15 protein-coding genes and 2 pseudogenes are annotated in these 19,964 nt (G+C 66.1%); 9 read left to right on the top strand and 8 right to left on the bottom strand.

What is annotated here, in order from left to right; all coding sequences use genetic code 11:
* Positions 1-166: 166 nt before the first annotated feature.
* Positions 167-841, bottom strand: coding sequence for an HNH endonuclease family protein (locus tag Q2K19_RS21905; protein WP_302763328.1), 675 nt, complete (start codon positions 839-841; stop codon positions 167-169).
* A 261-nt stretch (positions 842-1,102) separates the two neighbouring features.
* Between Q2K19_RS21905 and Q2K19_RS21900 the strand changes: the two genes are divergently transcribed.
* The 3 genes from Q2K19_RS21900 to Q2K19_RS21890 all read left to right on the top strand — a co-directional run bounded on the left by Q2K19_RS21900 (position 1,103) and on the right by Q2K19_RS21890 (position 6,527).
* On the top strand, positions 1,103-2,050 hold the full coding sequence (locus tag Q2K19_RS21900; RefSeq protein ID WP_302763327.1) for an endonuclease/exonuclease/phosphatase family protein: 948 nt from the start codon (positions 1,103-1,105) through the stop codon (positions 2,048-2,050).
* 1,039 nt (positions 2,051-3,089) lie between these two features.
* Positions 3,090-6,083: a tetratricopeptide repeat protein gene (locus tag Q2K19_RS21895; RefSeq protein WP_302763325.1), complete on the top strand. Its 2,994-nt coding sequence runs from the start codon at positions 3,090-3,092 to the stop codon at positions 6,081-6,083.
* 132 nt (positions 6,084-6,215) lie between these two features.
* Entirely contained in the window at positions 6,216-6,527 is a 312-nt protein-coding gene (locus tag Q2K19_RS21890; protein WP_302763323.1) for a hypothetical protein, read from the top strand.
* 1,628 nt (positions 6,528-8,155) lie between these two features.
* On the opposite strand, the gene Q2K19_RS21885 is transcribed toward Q2K19_RS21890, so the two are convergent.
* The 5 genes and pseudogenes from Q2K19_RS21885 to Q2K19_RS21865 all read right to left on the bottom strand — a co-directional run.
* Entirely contained in the window at positions 8,156-8,821 is a 666-nt protein-coding gene (locus tag Q2K19_RS21885) for a hypothetical protein (RefSeq protein WP_302763322.1), read from the bottom strand.
* Positions 8,822-8,953: 132 nt separating this feature from the next.
* Positions 8,954-9,367 (bottom strand): hypothetical protein, encoded by a 414-nt coding sequence (locus Q2K19_RS21880; RefSeq protein ID WP_302763320.1) that lies wholly within the window; start codon positions 9,365-9,367, stop codon positions 8,954-8,956.
* Positions 9,368-9,374: 7 nt separating this feature from the next.
* On the bottom strand, positions 9,375-9,593 hold the full coding sequence (locus Q2K19_RS21875; RefSeq protein WP_302763318.1) for a hypothetical protein: 219 nt from the start codon (positions 9,591-9,593) through the stop codon (positions 9,375-9,377).
* A 1,042-nt stretch (positions 9,594-10,635) separates the two neighbouring features.
* Positions 10,636-11,286: a hypothetical protein gene (locus Q2K19_RS21870; RefSeq protein ID WP_302763316.1), complete on the bottom strand. Its 651-nt coding sequence runs from the start codon at positions 11,284-11,286 to the stop codon at positions 10,636-10,638.
* A gap of 90 nt (positions 11,287-11,376) precedes the next feature.
* Positions 11,377-11,754, bottom strand: a pseudogene (locus Q2K19_RS21865) (transposase); the annotation flags it as partial.
* A gap of 662 nt (positions 11,755-12,416) precedes the next feature.
* On the opposite strand from Q2K19_RS21865, the pseudogene Q2K19_RS21860 reads away from it, so the two are divergent.
* From Q2K19_RS21860 to Q2K19_RS21850, 3 genes and pseudogenes are all read left to right on the top strand, one after another.
* Positions 12,417-12,611, top strand: a pseudogene (locus Q2K19_RS21860) (hypothetical protein); the annotation flags it as partial.
* 722 nt (positions 12,612-13,333) lie between these two features.
* Complete coding sequence (gene ltrA, locus Q2K19_RS21855; protein ID WP_302763313.1) at positions 13,334-14,782, top strand: group II intron reverse transcriptase/maturase; 1,449 nt, start codon at positions 13,334-13,336, stop codon at positions 14,780-14,782.
* A 130-nt stretch (positions 14,783-14,912) separates the two neighbouring features.
* Positions 14,913-15,128 (top strand): hypothetical protein, encoded by a 216-nt coding sequence (locus Q2K19_RS21850; RefSeq protein WP_302763312.1) that lies wholly within the window; start codon positions 14,913-14,915, stop codon positions 15,126-15,128.
* A gap of 83 nt (positions 15,129-15,211) precedes the next feature.
* On the opposite strand, the gene Q2K19_RS33385 is transcribed toward Q2K19_RS21850, so the two are convergent.
* The gene (locus Q2K19_RS33385) at positions 15,212-15,382 is read right to left on the bottom strand and encodes an HNH endonuclease (RefSeq protein ID WP_368046156.1); all 171 of its coding nucleotides are present in this window, start codon (positions 15,380-15,382) and stop codon (positions 15,212-15,214) included.
* Between the two features lie 575 nt (positions 15,383-15,957).
* Here Q2K19_RS33385 and Q2K19_RS21845 point away from each other — a divergent pair.
* From Q2K19_RS21845 to Q2K19_RS33380, 3 genes are all read left to right on the top strand, one after another.
* A complete protein-coding gene (locus Q2K19_RS21845) occupies positions 15,958-16,260 on the top strand; it encodes a transposase (protein WP_446839594.1) in 303 nt (100 codons plus the stop codon).
* A complete protein-coding gene (locus Q2K19_RS21840) occupies positions 16,257-17,153 on the top strand; it encodes an IS3 family transposase (RefSeq protein ID WP_302763311.1) in 897 nt (298 codons plus the stop codon). The genes Q2K19_RS21845 and Q2K19_RS21840 overlap by 4 nt, the downstream gene beginning before the upstream one ends.
* A 1,073-nt stretch (positions 17,154-18,226) precedes the next feature.
* Complete coding sequence (locus Q2K19_RS33380) at positions 18,227-18,607, top strand: low temperature requirement protein A (protein WP_368046155.1); 381 nt, start codon at positions 18,227-18,229, stop codon at positions 18,605-18,607.
* A gap of 102 nt (positions 18,608-18,709) precedes the next feature.
* Here the strand turns inward: Q2K19_RS33380 and Q2K19_RS21830 are convergent, their stop codons facing one another.
* Positions 18,710-19,849 (bottom strand): helix-turn-helix domain-containing protein, encoded by a 1,140-nt coding sequence (locus Q2K19_RS21830; RefSeq protein ID WP_302763309.1) that lies wholly within the window; start codon positions 19,847-19,849, stop codon positions 18,710-18,712.
* Positions 19,850-19,964 lie beyond the last annotated feature (115 nt).

Raw genomic sequence — 19,964 nt, 5'->3', positions numbered from 1 at the left:
GCTTGTCCGACGATCGGTGCAACGGGTCCTGGATGGGTCAATGGTGGTTTTCGCCTGAACGCAGCCGGGGCCGCAGACCGAAATGTTGTCGGGCACCGGCTCGGTGGAGCCGGTGCCCGAAGGAGGGCGCGATCAGGCGGAGTAGCCGCGCGTGGCCATCCAGTCGTCAGGAGCTGCAGGTGTTCAGCATGCTCTGCAGGGCGGACTTCTCCGACGATTGCAGGGTCAGCCCCCAGCTGTACTTCACGGTGATCCACATCTTGCTGTAGGTGCACCGGTAGGACGACAGCGGCGGCTGCCAGGTGGACGGGTCCTGGTCGCCCTTAGCCTGGTTGACGTTGTCGGTCACGGCGATCAGCTGCGGGTGGCTGAGGTCGTTGGCGAAGCTCTGCCGCCGGCTGGTGGTCCACCCGCTGGCACCCGAGCGCCACGCCTCGGCGAGGGGCACGACGTGGTCGATGTCGACATCGGAGGCAGCGGACCAGGTCGCACCGTCGTACGGGCTGTACCAGCGGCCCGACACGGTCGCGCAGCTGCTGTCGGTAACGACGGAGGTGCCGTCACGCTTGAGCACGGTCTCGCGGGTGTCGCAGGTGCCGCTGATAGTGATCCAGTGCGGGAACAGGTCCCGGGAGTACCCGCTCGTCGACCCCTCGGACTTGACGGTGAGGGCGTTGAGCTGCGACTGGGCGGTCGCCTTGGACGGGATGCCGGGAGGCGTCGCCAGCGCTGGCGCAGCGTCGACGGCAAGCAGGTACGCGCCGGCCAGGGCCACGGTAACTACGGCGGTGAAGGCACGCCGCCGCAGCGAGGTTCGGGGGGACTGTCGGGTGACTGGCATGAAGGCCTCCTCGGCAGCGCGGTGAACAGCGACCATCTCCGCCGAGCATGTCCATCGAAGGTCGCCTTTGTGAAGAGGGGAAAAGGCTTCTGCGAATACTGGCCCGGACCAGCCTCCCGGCGCCGCCCCCGTGGCCGGGCAGGCGTGTCTGTTACTGCTGGCGGGTTGGTGCGTGTCGACATGGCGACGCAGCGGCGCCCGCGGCTGCAGCGGCGTCTTACAGTGCGACTCTCAGGCTGGGAGCACACGCTGGGAGCGACGGTGGCCAACGACCTGATCGTCATGACGTGGAACGTGGAGAACCTGTTCCGACCCGACGCTGGCGACACGTCGGCGGCAGAAACGTACGCCGCGAAGCTCGCCTATCTCGCCGGGCTCATCTCCGGCACCGGCGCGGACGTGGTCGCCCTCCAGGAGATCGGCTCCCCGACAGCGGCCGAAGACCTCCGCGCAGCCCTCGGCGAGCCCTGGCAGGCGTTGGTGTCCTCCCACCCGGACAGCCGAGGCATCCGCGTGGCGGTCCTCGCCCGCCACGCCCTCACCGAGGAAGCGCAGATCGTCGCGCTGCCGCAGGCGGGGCTGCCGGCGGTCCCCGACGTCGACGGCGGGACCCTCACCCACCTCGGTCGAGGGGCGGTCCAGGTGCACGTCGACTCCGGCGGCCCCGGGTTGCGGCTGCTGACCGCCCACCTCAAGAGCAAGCTGCTCACCTACCCCGGCGGGCGGCGCTACCCCCGCAGCGAAGACGAACGCGCCCGCGGCGCCGGCTACGCCCTGCTCCGCCGCACCGCCGAGGCCGTCGCGCTGCGCGTGCACCTCAACGACGTCCTTGCCGCGGCCGCCGTCGACGGGCAGCCGGGCATGCCGACGATCCTGTGCGGTGACCTCAACGACGGACCGGACGCGGTCACGACCGTGCTGCTTGAGGGCCCCGCGGACGGGGACGTGCACCGACCGGACACGGGCGACGCGGTCCGGCTGTACAACCTCGGACGACGCCTGCCTCCCGCCCGCGCCTACTCCCGCATCTACCAAGGCCGGGGCGAACTCATCGACCACATCCTCGCCACCCGCGACCTCCAACTACGGCTGGTCAGCATCGACTCGCTCGTTGACGACATCACCTCCATCGGCGCCTCCACCCGCAGCCGGGAGGGAGCCATCGTGCCGGATCACGCCCCGGTCATCGCTCGATTCACCACCCCGTAGCGCAAAGGGGCGATCGGGACAGGGTCGGCCAGTCATCGGGTCCGCCTCCCCCAAGTGTTTCGTCGCCCGGTAAGGAGAAGCGGCACCATCGCTTCCCACCGCCCTGAGGCCGTCTCGCAGCCACCGGAATCAACGGCTGCGCAACCGCCCACAAATCCTCCGGCGCCCAGGTCTGGACCATGTCCCCAACAACATCCGCCACAAATAGAAGATCGTGCCCGAGGCCACAACCTCATCAATTGAGACACCCCCGTAAGGGCCGCCCTGGCGCTGGCAGTAACACCAGCGGCGAGCATTAGCGGATCTCCTCGTCGGGCAGTCGTCAGACCGTCCAGCCTCGCCGGACGGGGACAAGGTGGAGCGCCCTACCGGACGAGTCTCAATGGCGGCTGTCAAGCGGTGGCGCCCACGACCCGTAGCGGCCTGGGAATTAGAAGAAGATCGCGGATGACTGAACGGGCGTTCGCACCTCTGGTCAGCCCGTCCGTGGTTGCCGGGCACGTCGGTGGCTGCGGCTGGCCGTGGCTGTACGGATGGCTGTACGACCGGCCGGCGTTGACCATCTGACGTAGATTCCCAAGGGCACTGCGCAGTCGTCCGGCAAGATCCGGGGCGCCTGGTCACCGCGCGCTCGGCACCTGGATCGGTCCGGGCTCGTCCCGCTCAGTTCGCGCCGGGTGGTTCCCACGTGCGGCTATCAAGCCGGCCCCGTTGATCCATCGCCGCGGCCGGACTGTCCGGCTTGGCGCAGGTGCTCGGCAACTACTGATCAAAGCGGTTTACTCGTCCGCGACTCGCGTCGGTCCGTTCAGCGCCGTTGATGTCAAGACCGTTGCGGCTGTTGCAGGGGCGCCTCCTGCCCTTGCCCGCGTGCCGTTCTTATGGACGGATTTGACACGGTGAGGGTTAGGTCTAGCCCCTTCGTTGGTTGTGGTTCGCTGCTGACGGTCGGTACGGTGCGCCCGTGCCGAGGTGGTTGCTCCGCGTTCTGCTGGGATTGGCAGTCGGTGCCCCAGCGGCGTCTGCGGCATGGGTGGCGGTGGCGGAGAACAAGCCGGTATCCACTGTGCTGGTTGGTGGGTTGGCCGCGACGGTAGGGGCCTTCTCGCCGTTCCTGTACGAGCGGGTTTCAAGGCTGGTGCGGCGGGTGGACTTCGGCGCTGTGTCGACCGTGGCGCCGTCGTCACTGGTGTGGCTGCTGTATCCGTCGCAGCAGGTTGTTCCGTTCCGCGGCCGAGAGGCGGAACTTCGACAGTTGTCGGCGTGGTGCGAGGATCGCGGCGAGTCGGTCGTCCGCCTGGTCTTCGCCCCTGGTGGCTACGGCAAAACCAGGCTGGCGTTGCGGCTAATGGATGATCTAGAACGCCGGGGTTGGCAGTGTGTTCCCGTACAGATGGGAACCGAGGGGCAGGCGGCGGATAAAGCGACTACCGATGGTGCGCCGAGCCGCCTGCTGCTGATCGTGGACTATGCCGAGTCTCGCCCTGGTAGGGGGTTAGCGCAGTTGCTGGTGGCGGCGTCGCGGCGTCGCGGTGACCAGGTTCGCGTGCTGCTGCTAGCCCGTACCGCTGCTTCGTGGTGGACGTCATTGTCTGCCTCGGTTCATGAGCATGCGGCGCTGTTGGATGCGTTGACCAGTGATCGGCGCAACCTGGTGGCGTTGGATGCGCGCATCGATACACGGCCGGCGGTTGAGGTGGTGGCGCATGCGGCAGAGGTTTTCGCGCGCAAGCTCAGACGGTCGGCTCCAGCAGATCTAGAGCATCGGAAGTACCCGGAGAATGCACCGGTGCTGCGGTTGCATGCGGCGGCCCTGGTAGCGGTGTTAGGTGGCCCGGCCAACGGCTACGGACGGGGAGATGTGATTGCGGAGGTTTTGGGGCATGAGCGTCGGTACTGGCGGGGCAGCGCCAAACGCCACCGAATCAACCTGCCGGCCGACGAAGAGGAGGCTGATGCGCTGCTGGTTCGGGTCGTTGGAGTGGCGGCGTTGTTCGGAGCTGACGACGAGCCGGCCGTTGCCGGCCTAGTACGGCGTGCCTTACCTACCGTGGCGGCTGAAAGGGCGGATGGCGGACAGGCCGTGGACGGAGAAGCGCCGTGGGTGCGGTGGCTGCGCGGTCTCTACCCGGCCGACGAGAGTCCCTCGGCCGAGGGGCGATTGGGCACGCTGCAGCCGGATTTGCTCGCCGAGCATTTAGCGGTGGGGGTACTGGGCAAATGTAGCGCTAACGAGCGCGAAGCGCTGTTTCGCGGACTTGGGGTCGGGCAGGCGGTGCAGGCGTTGACCCTGCTGGGCCGGGCTGCGGTTGACCACGCTGCGGTTGAGGAAGCCGAGGTGGACGGGTTCATCGGTGAGGCGCTAGCCGCGGACGTGGCGACGATGGCCGAGGCAGTGGTGCAGGTGGCTCTCCAGTTCCCCGGCCGCTACGCCCCACGGATGGCGATGCTCTTGGCCGAGCAGTCACCGCACGAACTGCAGTGGCTGCGTAGCCTGGCGCAGCGGGTGCCGTACCCTTCTTTGGAGTTGCACCGGTTGGCGCTAGCGCTGACTACCGTGATCATCAGCAACGATGCGATGGAAACAGCGGCCGACCGTGCGAAATGGCGCGCCGTGCACGCCGTCCGGTTGGCGGAGGCGGGCCGCCGGGACGAGGCCCTGACCGTCAGCGGCGAAGCCGTCGACCTGTACCGACAGCTGGCACGGCACAATCCCGAGGAATACCTGCGGGACCTCGCCGCGTCGGTGAGCAATCACGCCGTCCGGTTGGCGGAGGCGGGCCGCCGGGACGAGGCCCTGACCGTCAGCGGCGAAGTCCTCGACCTGTACCGACAGCTGGCACGGCACAATCCCGAGGAATACCTGCGGGACCTCGCCGCGTCGGTGAGCAATCACGCCGTCCGGTTGGCGGAGGCGGGCCGCCGGGACGAGGCCCTGACCGTCAGCCGCGAAGCCGTCGACCTGTACCGACAGCTGGCACGGCTCGACCCCGGCGCCCACCTGCCCGACCTGGCAGGGGTAGTGAACAACTACGCCGTCCTATTGCCCGAGGCGGGCCGCCGGGACGAGGCCCTGACCACCAGCGGCGAAGCCGTCGACCTCTACCGAGAGCTGGTCCGGCTCGACCCCGACGCCCACCTGCCCGATATGGCAATGTCAGTGAACAACTACGCCTCACGATTGGCGCAGGCGGGCCGGTTGACAGAAGCATTGATCACCAGCGGCGAAGCCGTCGACCTCTACCGAGAGCTGGTCCGGCTCAACCCTGACGCCTACCTGCCCGACCTGGCAATGTCGGTGAGCAATCGCGGCGTCCTGTTGGGGGATGCGAATCGGCGGGCGGAGGCATTGATCGCCAGCAGCGAAGCGGTCGGCCTACGCCGGCAGCTGGTCCGGCTCAACCGCGACGCCTACCTGCCCGACCTGGCCGTATCGGTGAACAATCATGCCGCAGATTTGGCAGAAGTGGGCCGGTTGGCCGAGGCACTGATCGCCACCGGGGAAGCCGTCGACCTCTATCGAGAGCTGGTCCGGCTCAACCGCCACGCCTACCTGCCCGACCTGGCAGCGTCAGTGCAATACCACGCCTCGCGGTTGGTGCAGGCGGGCCGGCTGGCCGAAGCCCTGATCGCCACCGGGGAAGCCGTCGAGCTCTACCGAGAGCTGGTCCGGCTCAACCGCGACGCCCACCTGTCCGGCCTGGCAAGCTCGCTAAGGAGCCACACCGTCCCGTTGGCGCAGGCGGGCCGGCTGGCCGAAGCCCTGATCGCCACCGGGGAAGCCGTCGAGCTCTACCGAGAGCTGGTCCGGCTCAACCGCGACGCCCACCTGTCCGGCCTGGCAAGCTCGCTATGGAACGTGGGATGGATCACGGTCCAAGTTCCCGACCCCGACTACATGCCCGCCGCGATCAAGACGACGACCGAGGCGATAGGCATCTACACCGAACTCGCCGCGGCCGAGCCGGACGCCTTCGCTCGGCTGCGAGACGCCGCCACAGAAACCCTCGACCAGCTCACCGCCCAGCAGTAGGACTATGAGTCCCGGACCGCAGTTGCAGGCCGCCAAAGTAGGCATGCAGACGCGAAGTTCATCGAGGGCTGCTCGGCCGCCCTCGCCGGCTCTGGCCTTTCCCCCTGTGAGCAGGAGCAGGAGTATGTCCACATGGTGCTGACGTCAAGAGACCAACAGGTCCTTCAAGCGCGCGGTGGGCTCATCATGGCCGCCCGCCGCCGCTCCCTGGTGACGTACAAAGCGCTCGGCTTGGCCATAGGCATCTCTGACGTTGCCTTGAGCCACCACATGCGGCACGTGCTGGACGACCTATCGGACCTCTGCATCGAGGCTGGCGAACCCTCACTGGCAGCTCTCGTGGTCAACTCAGAGTCTGGAGCACCCGGCAAGGGCTTTGAAGAAGGCGATGTTCCCTGGCACACCACCGTGCAGGAGATCTTCCGGTACTGGGCAAAGCAGTGAGTGCTAGCGCAGCACCCGACCGGGCAGGTCCTAAGCCGCGTCGACCACTGGCGAATGAAAACCTAGGCCGCCGCTTCTACCCGGAGCGCACTGGGCAAGGTTCTTCGCCGTGCAGTCATGCCCCTCAGGAATCTAACGAAAGCTCCCAACAGACGCGGCTGCTCTTGGACACGAATGTGTGGAGCCGTCTAGCCGACTATCGCGAGCAGGATCAGTTCCACCGATTCGTCCGGAGCTCACAAATACAGGTAGTCATCCCACCGGCAACGCTTCTCGAGGTACTGAACAGTCCTCATACGGCCTCACGGAGGCGAATTGTCAGATTGATATGCCGATCGGCTTGGAGGCATTTGCCGACAGAGGCCGAGCGTGAGAGTGGGGAATTTGTAGCAGAGGTTGCCCGGCTGAGGCCTCATTGGCTGAAGCAGGAGCCGGACCAGCGAGCGATAGCAGAATTGGAGAGTTTTTGGAAAACAAGGGTCTGGCGGGCAGCGCGAGATGAAGCCGCTGGACTTCTCGCAGGCAGGCAGCGGCGAGCGGCCCAGAGCGAGCTGCTGCTGCGTGAGCAGCGCCAACAGCAAGCCGAGTGGCGATCGGCCGGCTTCTTTCGGACTTTGGAGGAGGTGCCAAAGGCTATCCGACTGAGGCGCTTGATTCCGCCCCCTGACGGCGAGGCAGACGCTATTGCTGAAGGGTGGCAACCCGGCACCGTTATCGAACCCTGGCGTTTGGAGAACCTCGGGATATTTTGGCAAGCCTTGTTCACCGTGAGGAGGCGAGCCCCTTTCACGGGCGAGGACACGACCTACGCCGACTGGGTCGGAGCCTACGTCGACCTTGACGTTGCCTGCAGCGATCGGGCCGACTTCGGCCGGATGTGGTTGTACGAGATGGATGACGCAGCGATGTTGCGGTGCTGGCTTCGATGGGCAGTCCGATATGGGCAGCACGCAAGCAAGATTGGCCCGGGCAACCCTGTGGATGAACAGTATTCCTCGTACCTTCCCGATGCCGACATTTTCGCCACCGCGGACCGTCGATTCGCTCGCGTGATCAACGTCGTCCGCCCTGAGGCTCCTAGGCGTTGTGCGGTCGCAGCCTTCGTTGACATAGGCTCCCAGAAGGGCGGCGTGACCGAGGCAATTTCAGATGCACTAGAGGCGGCGCGCAGCTCGATTTCATAGCGGTGTGGCCTGCCGGCAAAGCACCGCTTCCATTGGGCTCTAGTACTGCCAGCGCCAGGTCGCCGAGCGCCAGAGGACGCTTCGGTGTGAACGCGGGTACGGCGCAACGTCGTGTGTCATCCGATGCCGTCTTGCATCGTCGAGCAGGGCTTCTCTGCCGCCTGCTGTCGTTGGCTGCCGCCCGCTGCTGAACCCTCGCTGCCTATCGGCTGCCTCGCCTGGTACGACCGACCACCGGATTAAGAGGACACGCGCAGCGCCTTGGCCAGCCGTCGCCACCTCGGGGTCCGTCCCCTGCTGGGTTGGCTCGCAGTGCTGTCTTGGCGGGGCGTTGGGGCCACGCAGGGGTCAGGCGTTGCCACGCAGGACTCAGCGCGAGTCGCCTGGCCAGATGAGGACGGCGCGCCGACCCCGTGATCGGTGAGGGCCCCAGGGAGGTATAGGTCAGGGGCTTGGGCGTTTAGCGAAGGACCCAAGCGCGGACATTGCGTGATCGACGTCTCTGATTGCTAAGTCCACTAGCCAGAACACCTCCTGCGCCGCTGAGCTAGAAAGAATTGGTGCCCCTTGCGGCATATCGAACGTGTGAACGATCTTGTTTCGGAGATCGCGCCATTGACGGAGGGCCGCCCAGACCTCGTCATCCCAGCCGACATGAACGCCGCAACCCTCTAGCGCTCTGACGTAGTTTTCTAGCTTGGGATTCGGGACTCTCTTCACGACTGGGCGCTGCGTGACGATCTGGGCTGCCTCAAGACAGCCGGCCAGGGTCGCTTCCAACGTGCTCAGCAGGTAGACGACCAGGCCGCCAAAGAACAGGTGCGGAAGCTCGGACGCAGCCGCAAGCATTTCGTCGGCATAAACCTCAGCTGCCGCTAGATCGATCGAAAGTCCGAACTCATTGGGGTACTCGTCATGCTCGTGGGCCTCACACCATGTGAGGTAATCGGCCGCTTCGGATTGGATGTCGGCGGCGATGGTTTCAGTTAGCCTTTCCAAGCCTCTAAGCGCGCGCCATACCGCTGACATGCGGTAGCCCGCCAAGATCATCGGAACGAACCCGGAGAAGTTATACCCCTCCCACTCCTCCTCCGGCTCGCCGATGTTCATCAGGTGCCTTCCCGTCGAGGTAACCATTAGAGGTCGAAGTGCCGCGACTGCCTGCCGCGCGCTCGCGGTTGTGTTCGCCGTCGTCCAAGGACATCTGTCTACGTACGAACCGACCGTCGGCCAGTTAGACACCTAGAGACGAGCCAGCACCGTCGAAGCACAAGAGTGCATACCGCTGAGGATCTTGTCTGCGTCGAGTTGGCTCGGCATGGCCCCAGCCTCGTGCATGTACATATTGCGCTTCCAAACAATTTCCTTGTTGTAGTCATCTTTCTCTTGTTGTGACAGAATCGAATTCACGTGAAGAAGTCCCAAATAGCCACCCAGGCTGTGGTTGTTGTTGTTCGCCCATCCTTTGATTTTTACGATTTCACCCAGAGTGGTATCAAGCGCCCTGGTGGTATGAACAACAGCCAGCAGCCATCCGTTCTGCTTTGGAATTCGGCCCGATGCGGCTATTCGCCCGACCTCACCCGTAATATGTGGCAGTTTCGGCGAGCTACTCAAGACTGGGTGCCCGCTAATCAATACGCGCAGCGTGGTCACCCGCTTCTTATATGACGACACTCTGATCCTCCAGGTCCGTAGCAAAGCCAGCGAATGCTGCGGCGCGAATCGGCTTAAGCGCATCAAACGCCCGCGTGCCGGGAAGTGCGGGTAGACGGTTGTAATGCAGCGCCAAGTGAAGTCCGTGCGTCCGCATGTTGGCTTCCACCTCGCTGAACCCTTCGACGCCTGCATCCAGGCAATAGTCCAGCCGCGCCGCGGTCATTGACGCCTCCTTTAGCCGCTGAGTGAGGCTACCCCTGCTCTCGCGTTGCGGGCTTCGGACGTACATGTGTCCGTTGTCAAGGTCCGTGTAGCGACCTCTCGGGCGATAAATCCCGCGTGCTAGTCCGTATTCGGCTGATGACCTACCGGGGGTAGGTCTACTTGGATGACGTCCCCGTTCGCGAGTCAGAGCCCATGCTTCGCTGTAGCGTTCATGATGCGGTCCCCTCAATTCTTCAACTGCATCCCAGACACCTGATCGGCTGCCTATCGGTCCCGATGGCAGGGCAGTGCGACGGCGACGTCGGATAATGACCACTCCATCGAAGAGAAAGGACTTCTCCTGCACCCCGCTTACTGCCTCTTCCAGCACCAGAACGAACGTCGTTCCTCTTGGTAAGGCAAAGCGCGACAACATTACATTTGCTAGCGCCTGTGGGGTCGTTTGGGGTGATCTCGGGGTAGAGACAAAGTACGCAGTTAGTGTGCCACTAGTTGATGCCAGAACGTCGGGGCCCCCAAGCAAGAGAGGATGGTCCGGATATGCTACGGAATCGCTACCTTTGGGTAGGCTTTCCTGCACTCGTCGCACTAACTCCCGCCGGGACATGGGAAGACCATAGACGATGTACCAAGACTATGCAGTACGTCGATGCTCCCGCCGCTCTCGGTCCCGGCTCCAGTGGTGAACCTAGAGCTGGTTTTACTGTCTGGCGTTCGGCTTGCATCGCTCCAGGTTCGGAGACCTGGTTGGGCGCTCGATGCAAGCCCTGTGTCCGGAAGAGCCTTGGTCCAGCTGGTGACCGCGCCTTATTGTCTTGGCAAGAAAGCGGCGCAACGAAACGGGCCGCACTCCTCATATGCACCCACGGTGCGACCTGTGTCGACGCACTTTCGCGTCTGAGGGCCTTGCGCCAGCCAGGTACACGAAGAGAGACGGCAGCTCGTCCGACATTCATGCGTGCTTAGGGTGTTATGACCGAAACATCCGCTTGATGCGACCGCCAAGGCCGAAGCACGAGAAGCGTATGCTCCTATGGATGTCAAGCTCCACCGGCATCAGCTTTCTGAACTGGCGCGGCGACGTCTCCGTCTTCGTCTCTGGCCGCGCCGGCCCGCCGGGCGCCCGGAACCTCCTTCTTAGCAAGGAAGTACCGCAGCAGTGGAGTAGGGAGTAGATAGCGACGCCACCCGAATCGGTAGCGAAAGCCAGCAGAAAACACTTGCACGTAGGCCCAACCCGAGGTTCCTTGCGTAACAGATACAGTGAACTCCTTCCTGATATTCATGTCAGAAGCAGACAACCGGGGCGGCTGATTCCACGCGAAGCGAGCATGGGGAGCGACCTCTACGCGCAGCCGCTGAACCAGGCGCATGTAAAACTCCCCCATTGCTGGGCTGTCCGCACTGACCCATCCAGAGTAGTAGGCCAATCTCTCAGTGATATCGGAGCCCAACTCAGATAGCGCCCTTCGAGTTTCGGGATGATCGTCAATTCGCCTCTCGACCCGATAAGGGAAATTGTCCCAGGCCGCGAGGGCTTTAGCTGCCTCGGCATAACCCTCACGCAAGCGGTCCAGCTGGGACGATCCTCGGTCCAGCAGCTTGCCCACTACGGCAGCGAGAACCGATGACGTCAGCGCTAGACCAAGCAGGATCGCCCACAGGCCAACTCCCGACAAGTGCCCATCCATCGCGTTAACCTCCAGGGCAAAATGTAGAAACGGCTGTCAATCAAGGCCACAGCAACAACCGAGCGTTCCATCCTGATGCTCCTATGGAGGTCAAGGGGCGAGTGCGGCGAAGTCGGCTCGTAGGGCGGTGTAGATGTCGCGGACGATGTAGCGCTTGAGGCAGCGGAGGATTTCCTGCTTGCTGAGGCCTTCGGTGGTGCGGCGGTGCAGGTAGGCGCGGGTTCTCTGGTCGTAGCGCAGGCGGCAGAGGGCGATGGTGTGCAGGGCGTGGTTGGCGCCGCGGTCGCCTCCTCGGTGGAGGCGGTGGCGGCGCACCCGTCCGGAGCTGGCGGGGATGGGGGCTGCGCCGCAGAGGTGGGCGAGGGCGGCTTCGGAGTGCAGCCGGTCGGGGTTGTCGCCGGCGGTGGTGAGCAGCTGGGCGGCGACGTCGAGCACCACGTCCACCGGTGCCGCAAGCATCGGCGCGACCGGCCGACGCAGCACCTGCTCATCCCCGACCCGCCCCCGCGGACGGGCCGGCATCACCTCCGGGCCCCACCACTCCGGCCGCAAGTGCCCCTCATCCCCCACCCCCTTCACGTCGTGATCGAAGAACCGGAGGCCGGCAGGGGTGGAGATCCGCCACAACGAATGCTCCGACGCGCCCCACAAGCGGGTCGGTGGTGGAACTTCCAGCAAGGAGGATCCCTCACTCCGTGACGGTGCACCTCGGCCAGACTCGCCGGCCCATTACGAGTAGCTGCCACAGCCGTCGGGCCCACCGGGATGTTGGAGCCAAGCGGCGCCCGTCTGGAAGCCGCCGAGACAACCGCTGGTCGCGGGGGTGCTAGCACATCCGGCCATGATCAGGGCGTTTTGCACAGCCGCCCAAGTTCTCCACAACGCCAAGCCGTGGGCTGGCGAACTGCTGGCGGCGCGGCGAACCTCAACAGGTCGGCGAGGTCACCCTGAGGCTGCTGGCCACAGCCACGTGCAGGTGGAGCAGCCCCGGCAGCAGGCCACCGACACCCGGTCCCCGCAGCGTGAAGCTCACGCTGCGGGGACCCCCTGTTTCTCGGTCCGCCAGAAGGGCGGCGGGGTGATCGGTCGAGCTCGCGCCCGGCCCTCGCCGATCCCCTACGGTCGGAGGGATGGAGGTGCTGCTGCGCGGGGGGCCGGGTGACGGCCAGGTGGTCTCCGGCGGCGGGGAGACCGTCGTGTGGCAGGCCTGCTTGTACGAGATCACGCCGGAGTTCGCCCGCCGGGGCGGGCGTGATCTTCGGGTGTATCGGCACCGCCCGGACTGCTGCGAGCCCTACGGCCGGGGCGCGGAGGACCGCTGCGAACGACCCTTCGCTAGGTGCGCGCGAGACACGCTCGCCATCCGGGCCACCCGGCAGATCGAACGTATGTACGATCGCGGGGTGCAGGAAGTGGTGCGGCGGTGGTGGAACGGCGTCGTGCGCCACGAGGCGCTATCGGTCGAGTGGAGGTGGGAGACCTTCACCCGTCTGCTGTCGTAGCAGTGGGCGTGAAGCTGGAGGCAGCCTGATCGCGGGAACGCGCGGGAGGGTGGGAAGCGGCCTCGACAACGCCGGGATGGGTTGGTACTGCCAGACGGCCCAGGTTCGGCAAGCGAGACGGAAAGGTGTACGTGAGGAACCGACGTGTAACGCCTCTTAATTCCACCACCGGCTCAAATCTGGCGGATATGGGCCGGGATCGCGGACGAACCATCCGGGCTAGCGCCGTCCGGGTGGGCTCCACGGCGGGGTTGATCCCCTCGTCGTGGTGGTTGCGGGGAAGGTCTACGGCGTACCCGCAGCGGGCCGCAGGGGCAAAGTTGGGCACCTCCTCCGTCGATCGATCGGTGGTGAACGTGGGAACCGTCTGGGTGCGGACCCGCCGCGACGCGGCCAGCGTGGCGGAGATGGGAGGGCACGTTGTCCTGCCGGGGCACCTCGATGGGGCGGAGTCCGCGTAGTAGTCCGAGGGCGGGAGAGCCGTCTGCATGGCGAAGGCGGGCAGCGGGTTCGCAGGGAGGGATTGTCATGCCAGGAGGTCGCTGGTGAATACCGGCGCGCCGTGGCCGAGCCTCGATGAGGCGTGGCGGCGGGTACTGGAGATTCAGACCAAGCTGCATCGATGGGCAGGCGAGGATCGGTCTCGCCGGTTTGATGATCTGTTCAACCTTGTCACCGATCCCGCGTTCCTGATGGTGGCGTGGGATCGGGTGCGGAGTAACACCGGCTCGCGCAGCGCTGGTGTGGACGGCTTGACCGCCCATCACCTTCAGGCGCTGGTCGGTGCGGAACCCTTCATGGGCATGATCCGGGAGGCGGTGCGGTCGGGTGAGTTTCGGCCGCTTCCGGTGCGGGAGCGGCTGATCCCGAAGCCGGGCAGCCTCAAGAAGCGCCGGTTGGGGATCCCGACCGTCGCGGACCGGGTCGTGCAGGCGTCGCTGAAGCTGGTGCTGGAGCCGATCTTCGAGGCGGACTTCCATCCGTGCTCGTTCGGTTTCCGGCCCCGCCGGCGCGCTCAGGACGCCATCGCCGACATCCATCTTCTGACATCCAAGTCATATGAATGGATCTTGGAAGCGGACATCGAGGCGTGCTTCGACTCGATCGACCACGCCGCGCTGATGGCGCGGATGCGTCGACGCGTCGGGGACAAGCGCGTGTTGAGCCTGGTGAAAGCCTTCCTCAAGGCCGGAATCCTCACCGAGACCGGCTCCCGCGAGGAAACACACACCGGGACGCCGCAAGGGGGCATCCTGTCTCCGCTGTTGGCCAACATCGCCCTGTCCGTGCTGGACGACTTCGCCCAGCACACGTGGCAGACGGCGATGTCGACGAGAGTCCTGCGCGCGAAACGCCGCCGGCACGGCCAGCCGAACTGGCGGCTCGTCCGCTACGCAGACGACTTCGTCATCCTCGTGCACGGCGAACGGCGTGACGCCGAACAGCTGCGCGACGAGGTGGCCGTGGTCCTCGCCGGGATGGGCCTGCGCCTGTCACCGGCGAAGACCATGGTGGTCCACATCGACGAGGGCTTCGACTTCCTCGGGTTCCGCATCCAGCGGCACCGGAAACGGGGCACGGGTAGACGGTGCGTATACACGTACCCGTCCAAGAAAGCGGTCACCGCGATCAAGGACAAGGTCCGCACGCTCACCCACAGCTCAGCACAAGCCGACCTGACCGCCCTGCTGGAACGCGTCAACGGCGTACTACGAGGGTGGAGCAACTACTTCAAGCACGGCGTGTCGAAATGGACCTTCAGCTACCTCGGCGCCTTCACCTGGCACCGGACAGCGATCTGGATCCGGAAACGGCACAAGGGCCTGACGTGGAAGCAACTCCGACGGCGCTTCATGGCCGGCGGATGGACGATCACCGACGGACAGCTCACCCTGTTCAACCCGGCCTCGGTCACCGTGTCCCGGTACCGACGCCGCAGCGTGATCCCCAACCCCTGGACACCCCCGACACGTCGCCTGACCCAGCCGACGTGAGTCCGTGGAGAGCCGGATGCAGCGAGAGTTGCACGTCCGGTTCGGGAGGCGGGCCGAAGAAACGGACCGGACGAAAGCCCGGCACCGCGCTTCGGCCCGACCTCACTGGGGGCGCCTGACCCGGCGCGACGTGTGGCTGGTCCGCGAGACGCGCTGGACGGTGATGGCCCGGGCCGGGGACACGGAGTCCGGAAAGGTGCTGCGCTGGGAGTTCGACTCGGAGCCACCGGCGCTGGAGATGGTTGATCGCCTGCTGCGCGCCGACACCGCCGGCCAGTGGCGAGAGCAGGACCGCGGCACTCCCCCGCCCGGTACTGGCGCTGGCGAGGCGCGGCGGATCACATAGTGACAACTATGATGCGTGTTGCCACCCTGACACCTGCAAACCACAAATCAGCCGGTGTTCACAACGGTGGCTGACCTTTACAACTAGATGAGTGCCAGCTGCTCGTTGCCCCCGCGGTCGCCGCGCTTGGAGTTGCACTCGAAGCACGCACAGCGCGTGTTCGCGCGGGTGTGTGGCCCGCCCTGAGAGAGCGGGATGACATGGTCGAGGGTCGGCGACCGCGGATGAAACCTGGGCGCCGTCCGGTCGGTCATCCGTCGGCAGATCTGGCACCGCCAACCGTCACGCTCGAAGATCTCCTCATGCCGAAAGACCTCGTACCTGACGGCGCGTTTTCGGGCGCGGCGAAGGGAGTTTCTAGATCGAATCGCATCCGGATTCGCGCGGCGCCATCTGACCTCTGCCGCGACCATCAGGGCCCGATGCGTCACGCGACGCTGCCGCTGCCGAGCATTGAGCTCCAGCTGTCGGCAGTCCGCGCAGACCTGCAACCTTAGCTTCCGGCTTCCTCGCTCTGTCGGATTCCCGCACCTGCGGCATGGCAGCTTCCGGAGACTGTGCCGTCGGTTGGCGATTAACCGGGTGCGGCGCGCGTCGCGTACCGCCTTTGCTCGGAGAACCGCGCACGGATCGCACCGCAGTTGCCATCTGGTACCTCGCCAATACACCGGTGATGGGCAGTCCAGGCAGGTGCTGGGAGCCTTGGGCGGCTGAACCCGGCTCGGCCGCGGCCGCGCTGCTTCTTTGTCCCTGGGCCTGACCCGCTTTGACGGACATCTGAGATCAGGAGCTGGAGGGCTCCGGGAGGATGTCCAGCATCATGGAGAGCATGGGTAGGAAGCGGTCGCGGCCTCGTCGGTCGTTCACGGCGGAGTTCAAGGCCGAGATCGTGGAGTTGTGTCAGCGTGGGGATCGGACGATCGGGCAGGTTTCGAAGGATTTCGACCTGACGGAGACCGCGGTACGGGAGTGGGTCAGGCAGGCTGAGGTCGACGCGGGCGCCCGTAGCGACGGGTTGACCAGTGACGAGCGGGCCGAATTGGCGCAGCTGCGCCGGGAGAACCGGCGGCTGCGCGAGGACGTCGAGATTTTGAAGCGGGCGACGGCTTTCTTCGCGAAGGAGACCCGGTGAACGTGTACCCGTTCATCGAGGCGGAGCAGGCCGGCTCACGCAGCGTCAAGCGTGCGTGTGAGCTGATGCAGGTCTCCCGGTCCGCCTATTACCAGCATGTCCGTGGCGAGCGGTCCGAGCGTGAACGGGTCGACCAGGCCCTGACCGAGAAGATCACCGCGGTGCACGCGATGTCGAAGGGCACCTACGGGGCGCCGCGGGTGCACGCCGAACTCGTCGCGGCTGGGCTGCGGCACGGCCGCAAACGCGTCGCACGGTTGATGCGCACGGCCGGGATCGCCGGCAAGTGTCCACGACGGTGGCGCACCACCACCATGCCGGATCCGGCCGCCGAAGCGCGTCCTGACCTGGTCGGCCGGGACTTCGACACCGACGCGGCCGCGGTCGACACCCGATGGTGCGGGGACATCACCTACATCAACACGTGGGAGGGCTGGCTGTATCTGGCCGCGGTCATCGACCTGGCCTCCCGGCGGGTCGTCGGCTGGGCGGTGGCCGATCACCTGCGCACCGACCTGGTCGACGCCGCCCTCACCAACGCCATCCGCCGCCGCCGACCCACCTCGGGGCTGATCTTCCACGCCGACCGCGGCTGTCAATACACCAGCACCCAGCACGCCCGCCTCACCAAGCGCCACGGGATCCGACTGTCGCTGAGCCGGCGCGGGCAGTGCTGGGACAACGCCGTCGCCGAATCGTTCTTCGCCACCATCAAGACCGAACTGCTACACCGCCAGGCCTGGCCCACCCGCGAAGCCGCCCGCCAGGCGATATTCGAGTACGTGGAAGGCTGGTACAACACCCGCCGCCGGCACTCCAGCCTCGGCTACCTCAGCCCCGCCACCTACGAAGCCACCGGTCTAAGCCCGGTAACCGCCAACAAAGTAGCGTGAGATCACCACATCGACCCTGTCCGTCGAAACGGGTCAAGCCCACCCTACGTCGGCGAGCATTGTGTTCGCCCCGATGAGTCGGGCACCGCAATGGCCAGGCCCCAGCGGTGCCCTTGCGGCGGAGCTGAACTCCGCAGTCGACGCACCTATGCTCCTGGGTCTTGCCACGCGCCAGCTCGCGACGCTTTCTTGCGGCCTGTTCCTCGGCGCACGTTACGCATCGGACTTCCCACCGGGTCTTCCGGCGGAGCGTCACCGCAGTGCCGCAGTCGACGCACCGGAGTTCGAGCTCCACGATCGGCCGAGCTCGACTGGGCCGTGGGCGGAGCTTTTCGGCGGCCTGAGCCAGCTGCCGATTCCGCTTCTGGCGGTCGGTTGGGCACCGCGCAGGCCAAGGGCCCCGATCACCCTCCCGCTGCACTGGTGTCCCGCAGTCAAGGCACCGGTGCTCAACAGCATTCTGTTCCATGCTTGGTCCCAACGCCCGAATCGGGCCACGGCCCCGGTGCAGCAGCGTAGACACCGCGCTCAGTCCCCAGCCTCGATGGTTTCATCCACCGCCACCGTAGGCCGTGGGTACGACTTGATTCGGGCGCGAAGCCGAGCTGCCCTCGCGCAGCGCTCGGCGTCGGGGCGGCCGGGCTGTTCGGCGCTTTCAGCCTCAGCGGTGGTCGTTCCGGTGAATCACGCTCGGGTCCTGTGAACGGGAAGGCTACTCCGGGCGCCTCGCGGTGATCACCTGCATTGCCTACCTTGGCCTCCACCAACGTCCGTGCCAGCAGCCTCCGATCCATGGGCCCGACGGCCCCCGCCCGGTCATCGTGGTAGGTCCACTTGATGATGTTCGGCCTCTCTGCAGCCCGTGCCGCCACGGTCCGTCTCGCGCCCTACAACTTGGCTGCGGTGCTGCTCATCGGCCTCGCCGCGTTCGTCACCGGTCCCGCCACCTACGCACTCTGGCTCGCCGCCGCCCTCGTCCAGGCCGCGCTGCCCTACGTCACTCCACAGTTCTCCTGGATCCGCGTAGCTGGCAGCTACCAGGTCGCCGCCGAACATCTGGTTGACGCCACGGCCTGCTCGTCATCGTCGCGCTCGGCGAATCTGTCGTCGCAATCGGCGCCGACGTCGAGATCCATCACATCAGCGGCCACCCCACGGCCATCGTCATGGGCCTTGCCCTGCCCGCCGACCTGTGGTGGACCTACTTCAGCGGCGCCCGCGTCGCGGCCCCGACCCTCGCCGCCGCGGATCCCCGCACCCGTGCTCGGTTGGCCGCCCGGGCCTATGCCCTCCAGCACTACCTGCTGCTCGGTGTCGTCGCCGCCACCGGCATCCATGCTGCCGTCACCCATCCCGACCGCCCCGCTGGCACCGGCCGCGCCCTGCCCTCGCCGTGCCCCTCGGCATTTCGGCGACCGCCCGCGCCCAGCTTGCTGCCGTCATCGTCGTGCTGATCGGCATGCTGCTGATCGGTCCCCGCCATCCGAACCGGTGCGCGGCAAGGGCGTGACTAGCCGGTCCGAGCCTCGTAACGCTCATGTTGCCCGGAACTTCGATTATGGGGCCTGGCTGCCGGCCGGTTCGGGCTCGGGGATGCGGAGCCTTTCCAGCGCCTGGCGCGCGAGCTCTCCGACAGCGGGGAGATGCGACGTGCAGGTCCGAAAGGCGCGCTGGATCTGGTGTGGTAGGCGGTGCTCCTCGGCGATGGTGATGGCAGTCTGGAACGCCGTTTCGGCTTGGGATGTGTCGGCGCGGGCCAGGAGGACTTCGCCGGTGGTGACCTGGAGAATCGCCTGCCATTGGGGTGGTACGGCGGCGGTGGACATGCGGTGGCGATCGAGCAGGTCGGCGGCCAGGTCTGGCCGGTGTGTATGGACCAGCCCGCGCAGGTGCACTTCGTGGAGGGCATAGAGGCTGGTGAGTCCTGTGCCGGGTTTGACGTCGACCAGTCGCCAGGCGCTGGTGATGGCGTGATCGAACAGGGCGGGGTCGCCGAGCTCGCCGGTGGCCCGGGCGAGCTGTACCAGGCCCGCACCTCGGTCGAGATCAGGCGCAAGTTCCACTGAGCGTTGAAGTCGGGCAACGGCTGCGGTGTGCCGTTCGACCTTGCGCAGCTCGTTGCCGTGTACTCGGAGGGTGAAGGCGAGCAGGTCCTGGTCGTCGAGGTGTTCGGCCAGCCACAGCGCCCGGCCGGTCCATCGGGCGGCGCTGACGAGTCGTTCCTCGGGCAAGACGTAGCCCAGTGAGACGCCGAGCTCGGCGCGGGCACGGGCAAGCAGGAGCATCACCTCCCGCTCGACATGCCCGTCGGCGACGCGGCTCTCTATGCGGCTGACCAGCGGCCAGAGCTCGTTGACGGCGTCGGCGCCGTGCCCGAACTGTCGCGCGATCGCGGCGAGGCGGATGGTCGACTCGCCGAACTGGAGCATCGCGGTGAAATCGGCGTCGTCGGGGTCGCTTACCCCGAGCGTGTGCGCTGGCAGGCCGAGGTGGCGGGCGATACGTAGCCGGGCCGCGACATCGCTGATCTCCCGCCGCCCCGTTTCGATCATCGAGATGTAGGTCGCGTCGTAGCCGAGCAACTCCGCTAGACGCCGCTGGCTTACACCAGTCGCGACCCGGTAGGCGCGCATGATGACCGCGAGATCGCCGCTGGCCAACGCTGCCCGTGCGGTGTCACTGGTCCACAGCCACAAGGCCGAGCCTCCACGGCGCCGGACAGGGACTGGCAGGGCGGCACCGGCGATGGCATGGCAAGCCGGGCACAGCGGCGACGTGCTCCGGCGGCCGACCTTCGCCCCGCAACCGCCG

Origin of the sequence: Micromonospora sp. NBRC 110009 (genome assembly GCF_030518795.1) — a bacterium.
GTDB lineage: Bacteria > Actinomycetota > Actinomycetes > Mycobacteriales > Micromonosporaceae > Micromonospora.
Note: the sequence above shows the minus strand (reverse complement) of the source record. Positions and strands in the feature narration are given on the sequence as shown.

Coding starts and splice junctions, on each gene's coding strand:
- Q2K19_RS21905 (WP_302763328.1), bottom strand. CDS start 841: ATGCCAGTCACCCGACAGTCCCCCCGAACCTCGCTGCGGCGGCGTGCC.
- Q2K19_RS21890 (WP_302763323.1), top strand. CDS start 6,216: ATGGTGCTGACGTCAAGAGACCAACAGGTCCTTCAAGCGCGCGGTGGG.
- Q2K19_RS21885 (WP_302763322.1), bottom strand. CDS start 8,821: ATGAACATCGGCGAGCCGGAGGAGGAGTGGGAGGGGTATAACTTCTCC.
- Q2K19_RS21875 (WP_302763318.1), bottom strand. CDS start 9,593: ATGACCGCGGCGCGGCTGGACTATTGCCTGGATGCAGGCGTCGAAGGG.
- Q2K19_RS21870 (WP_302763316.1), bottom strand. CDS start 11,286: ATGGATGGGCACTTGTCGGGAGTTGGCCTGTGGGCGATCCTGCTTGGT.
- Q2K19_RS33385 (WP_368046156.1), bottom strand. CDS start 15,382: ATGACCGACCGGACGGCGCCCAGGTTTCATCCGCGGTCGCCGACCCTC.
- Q2K19_RS21845 (WP_446839594.1), top strand. CDS start 15,958: ATGGGTAGGAAGCGGTCGCGGCCTCGTCGGTCGTTCACGGCGGAGTTC.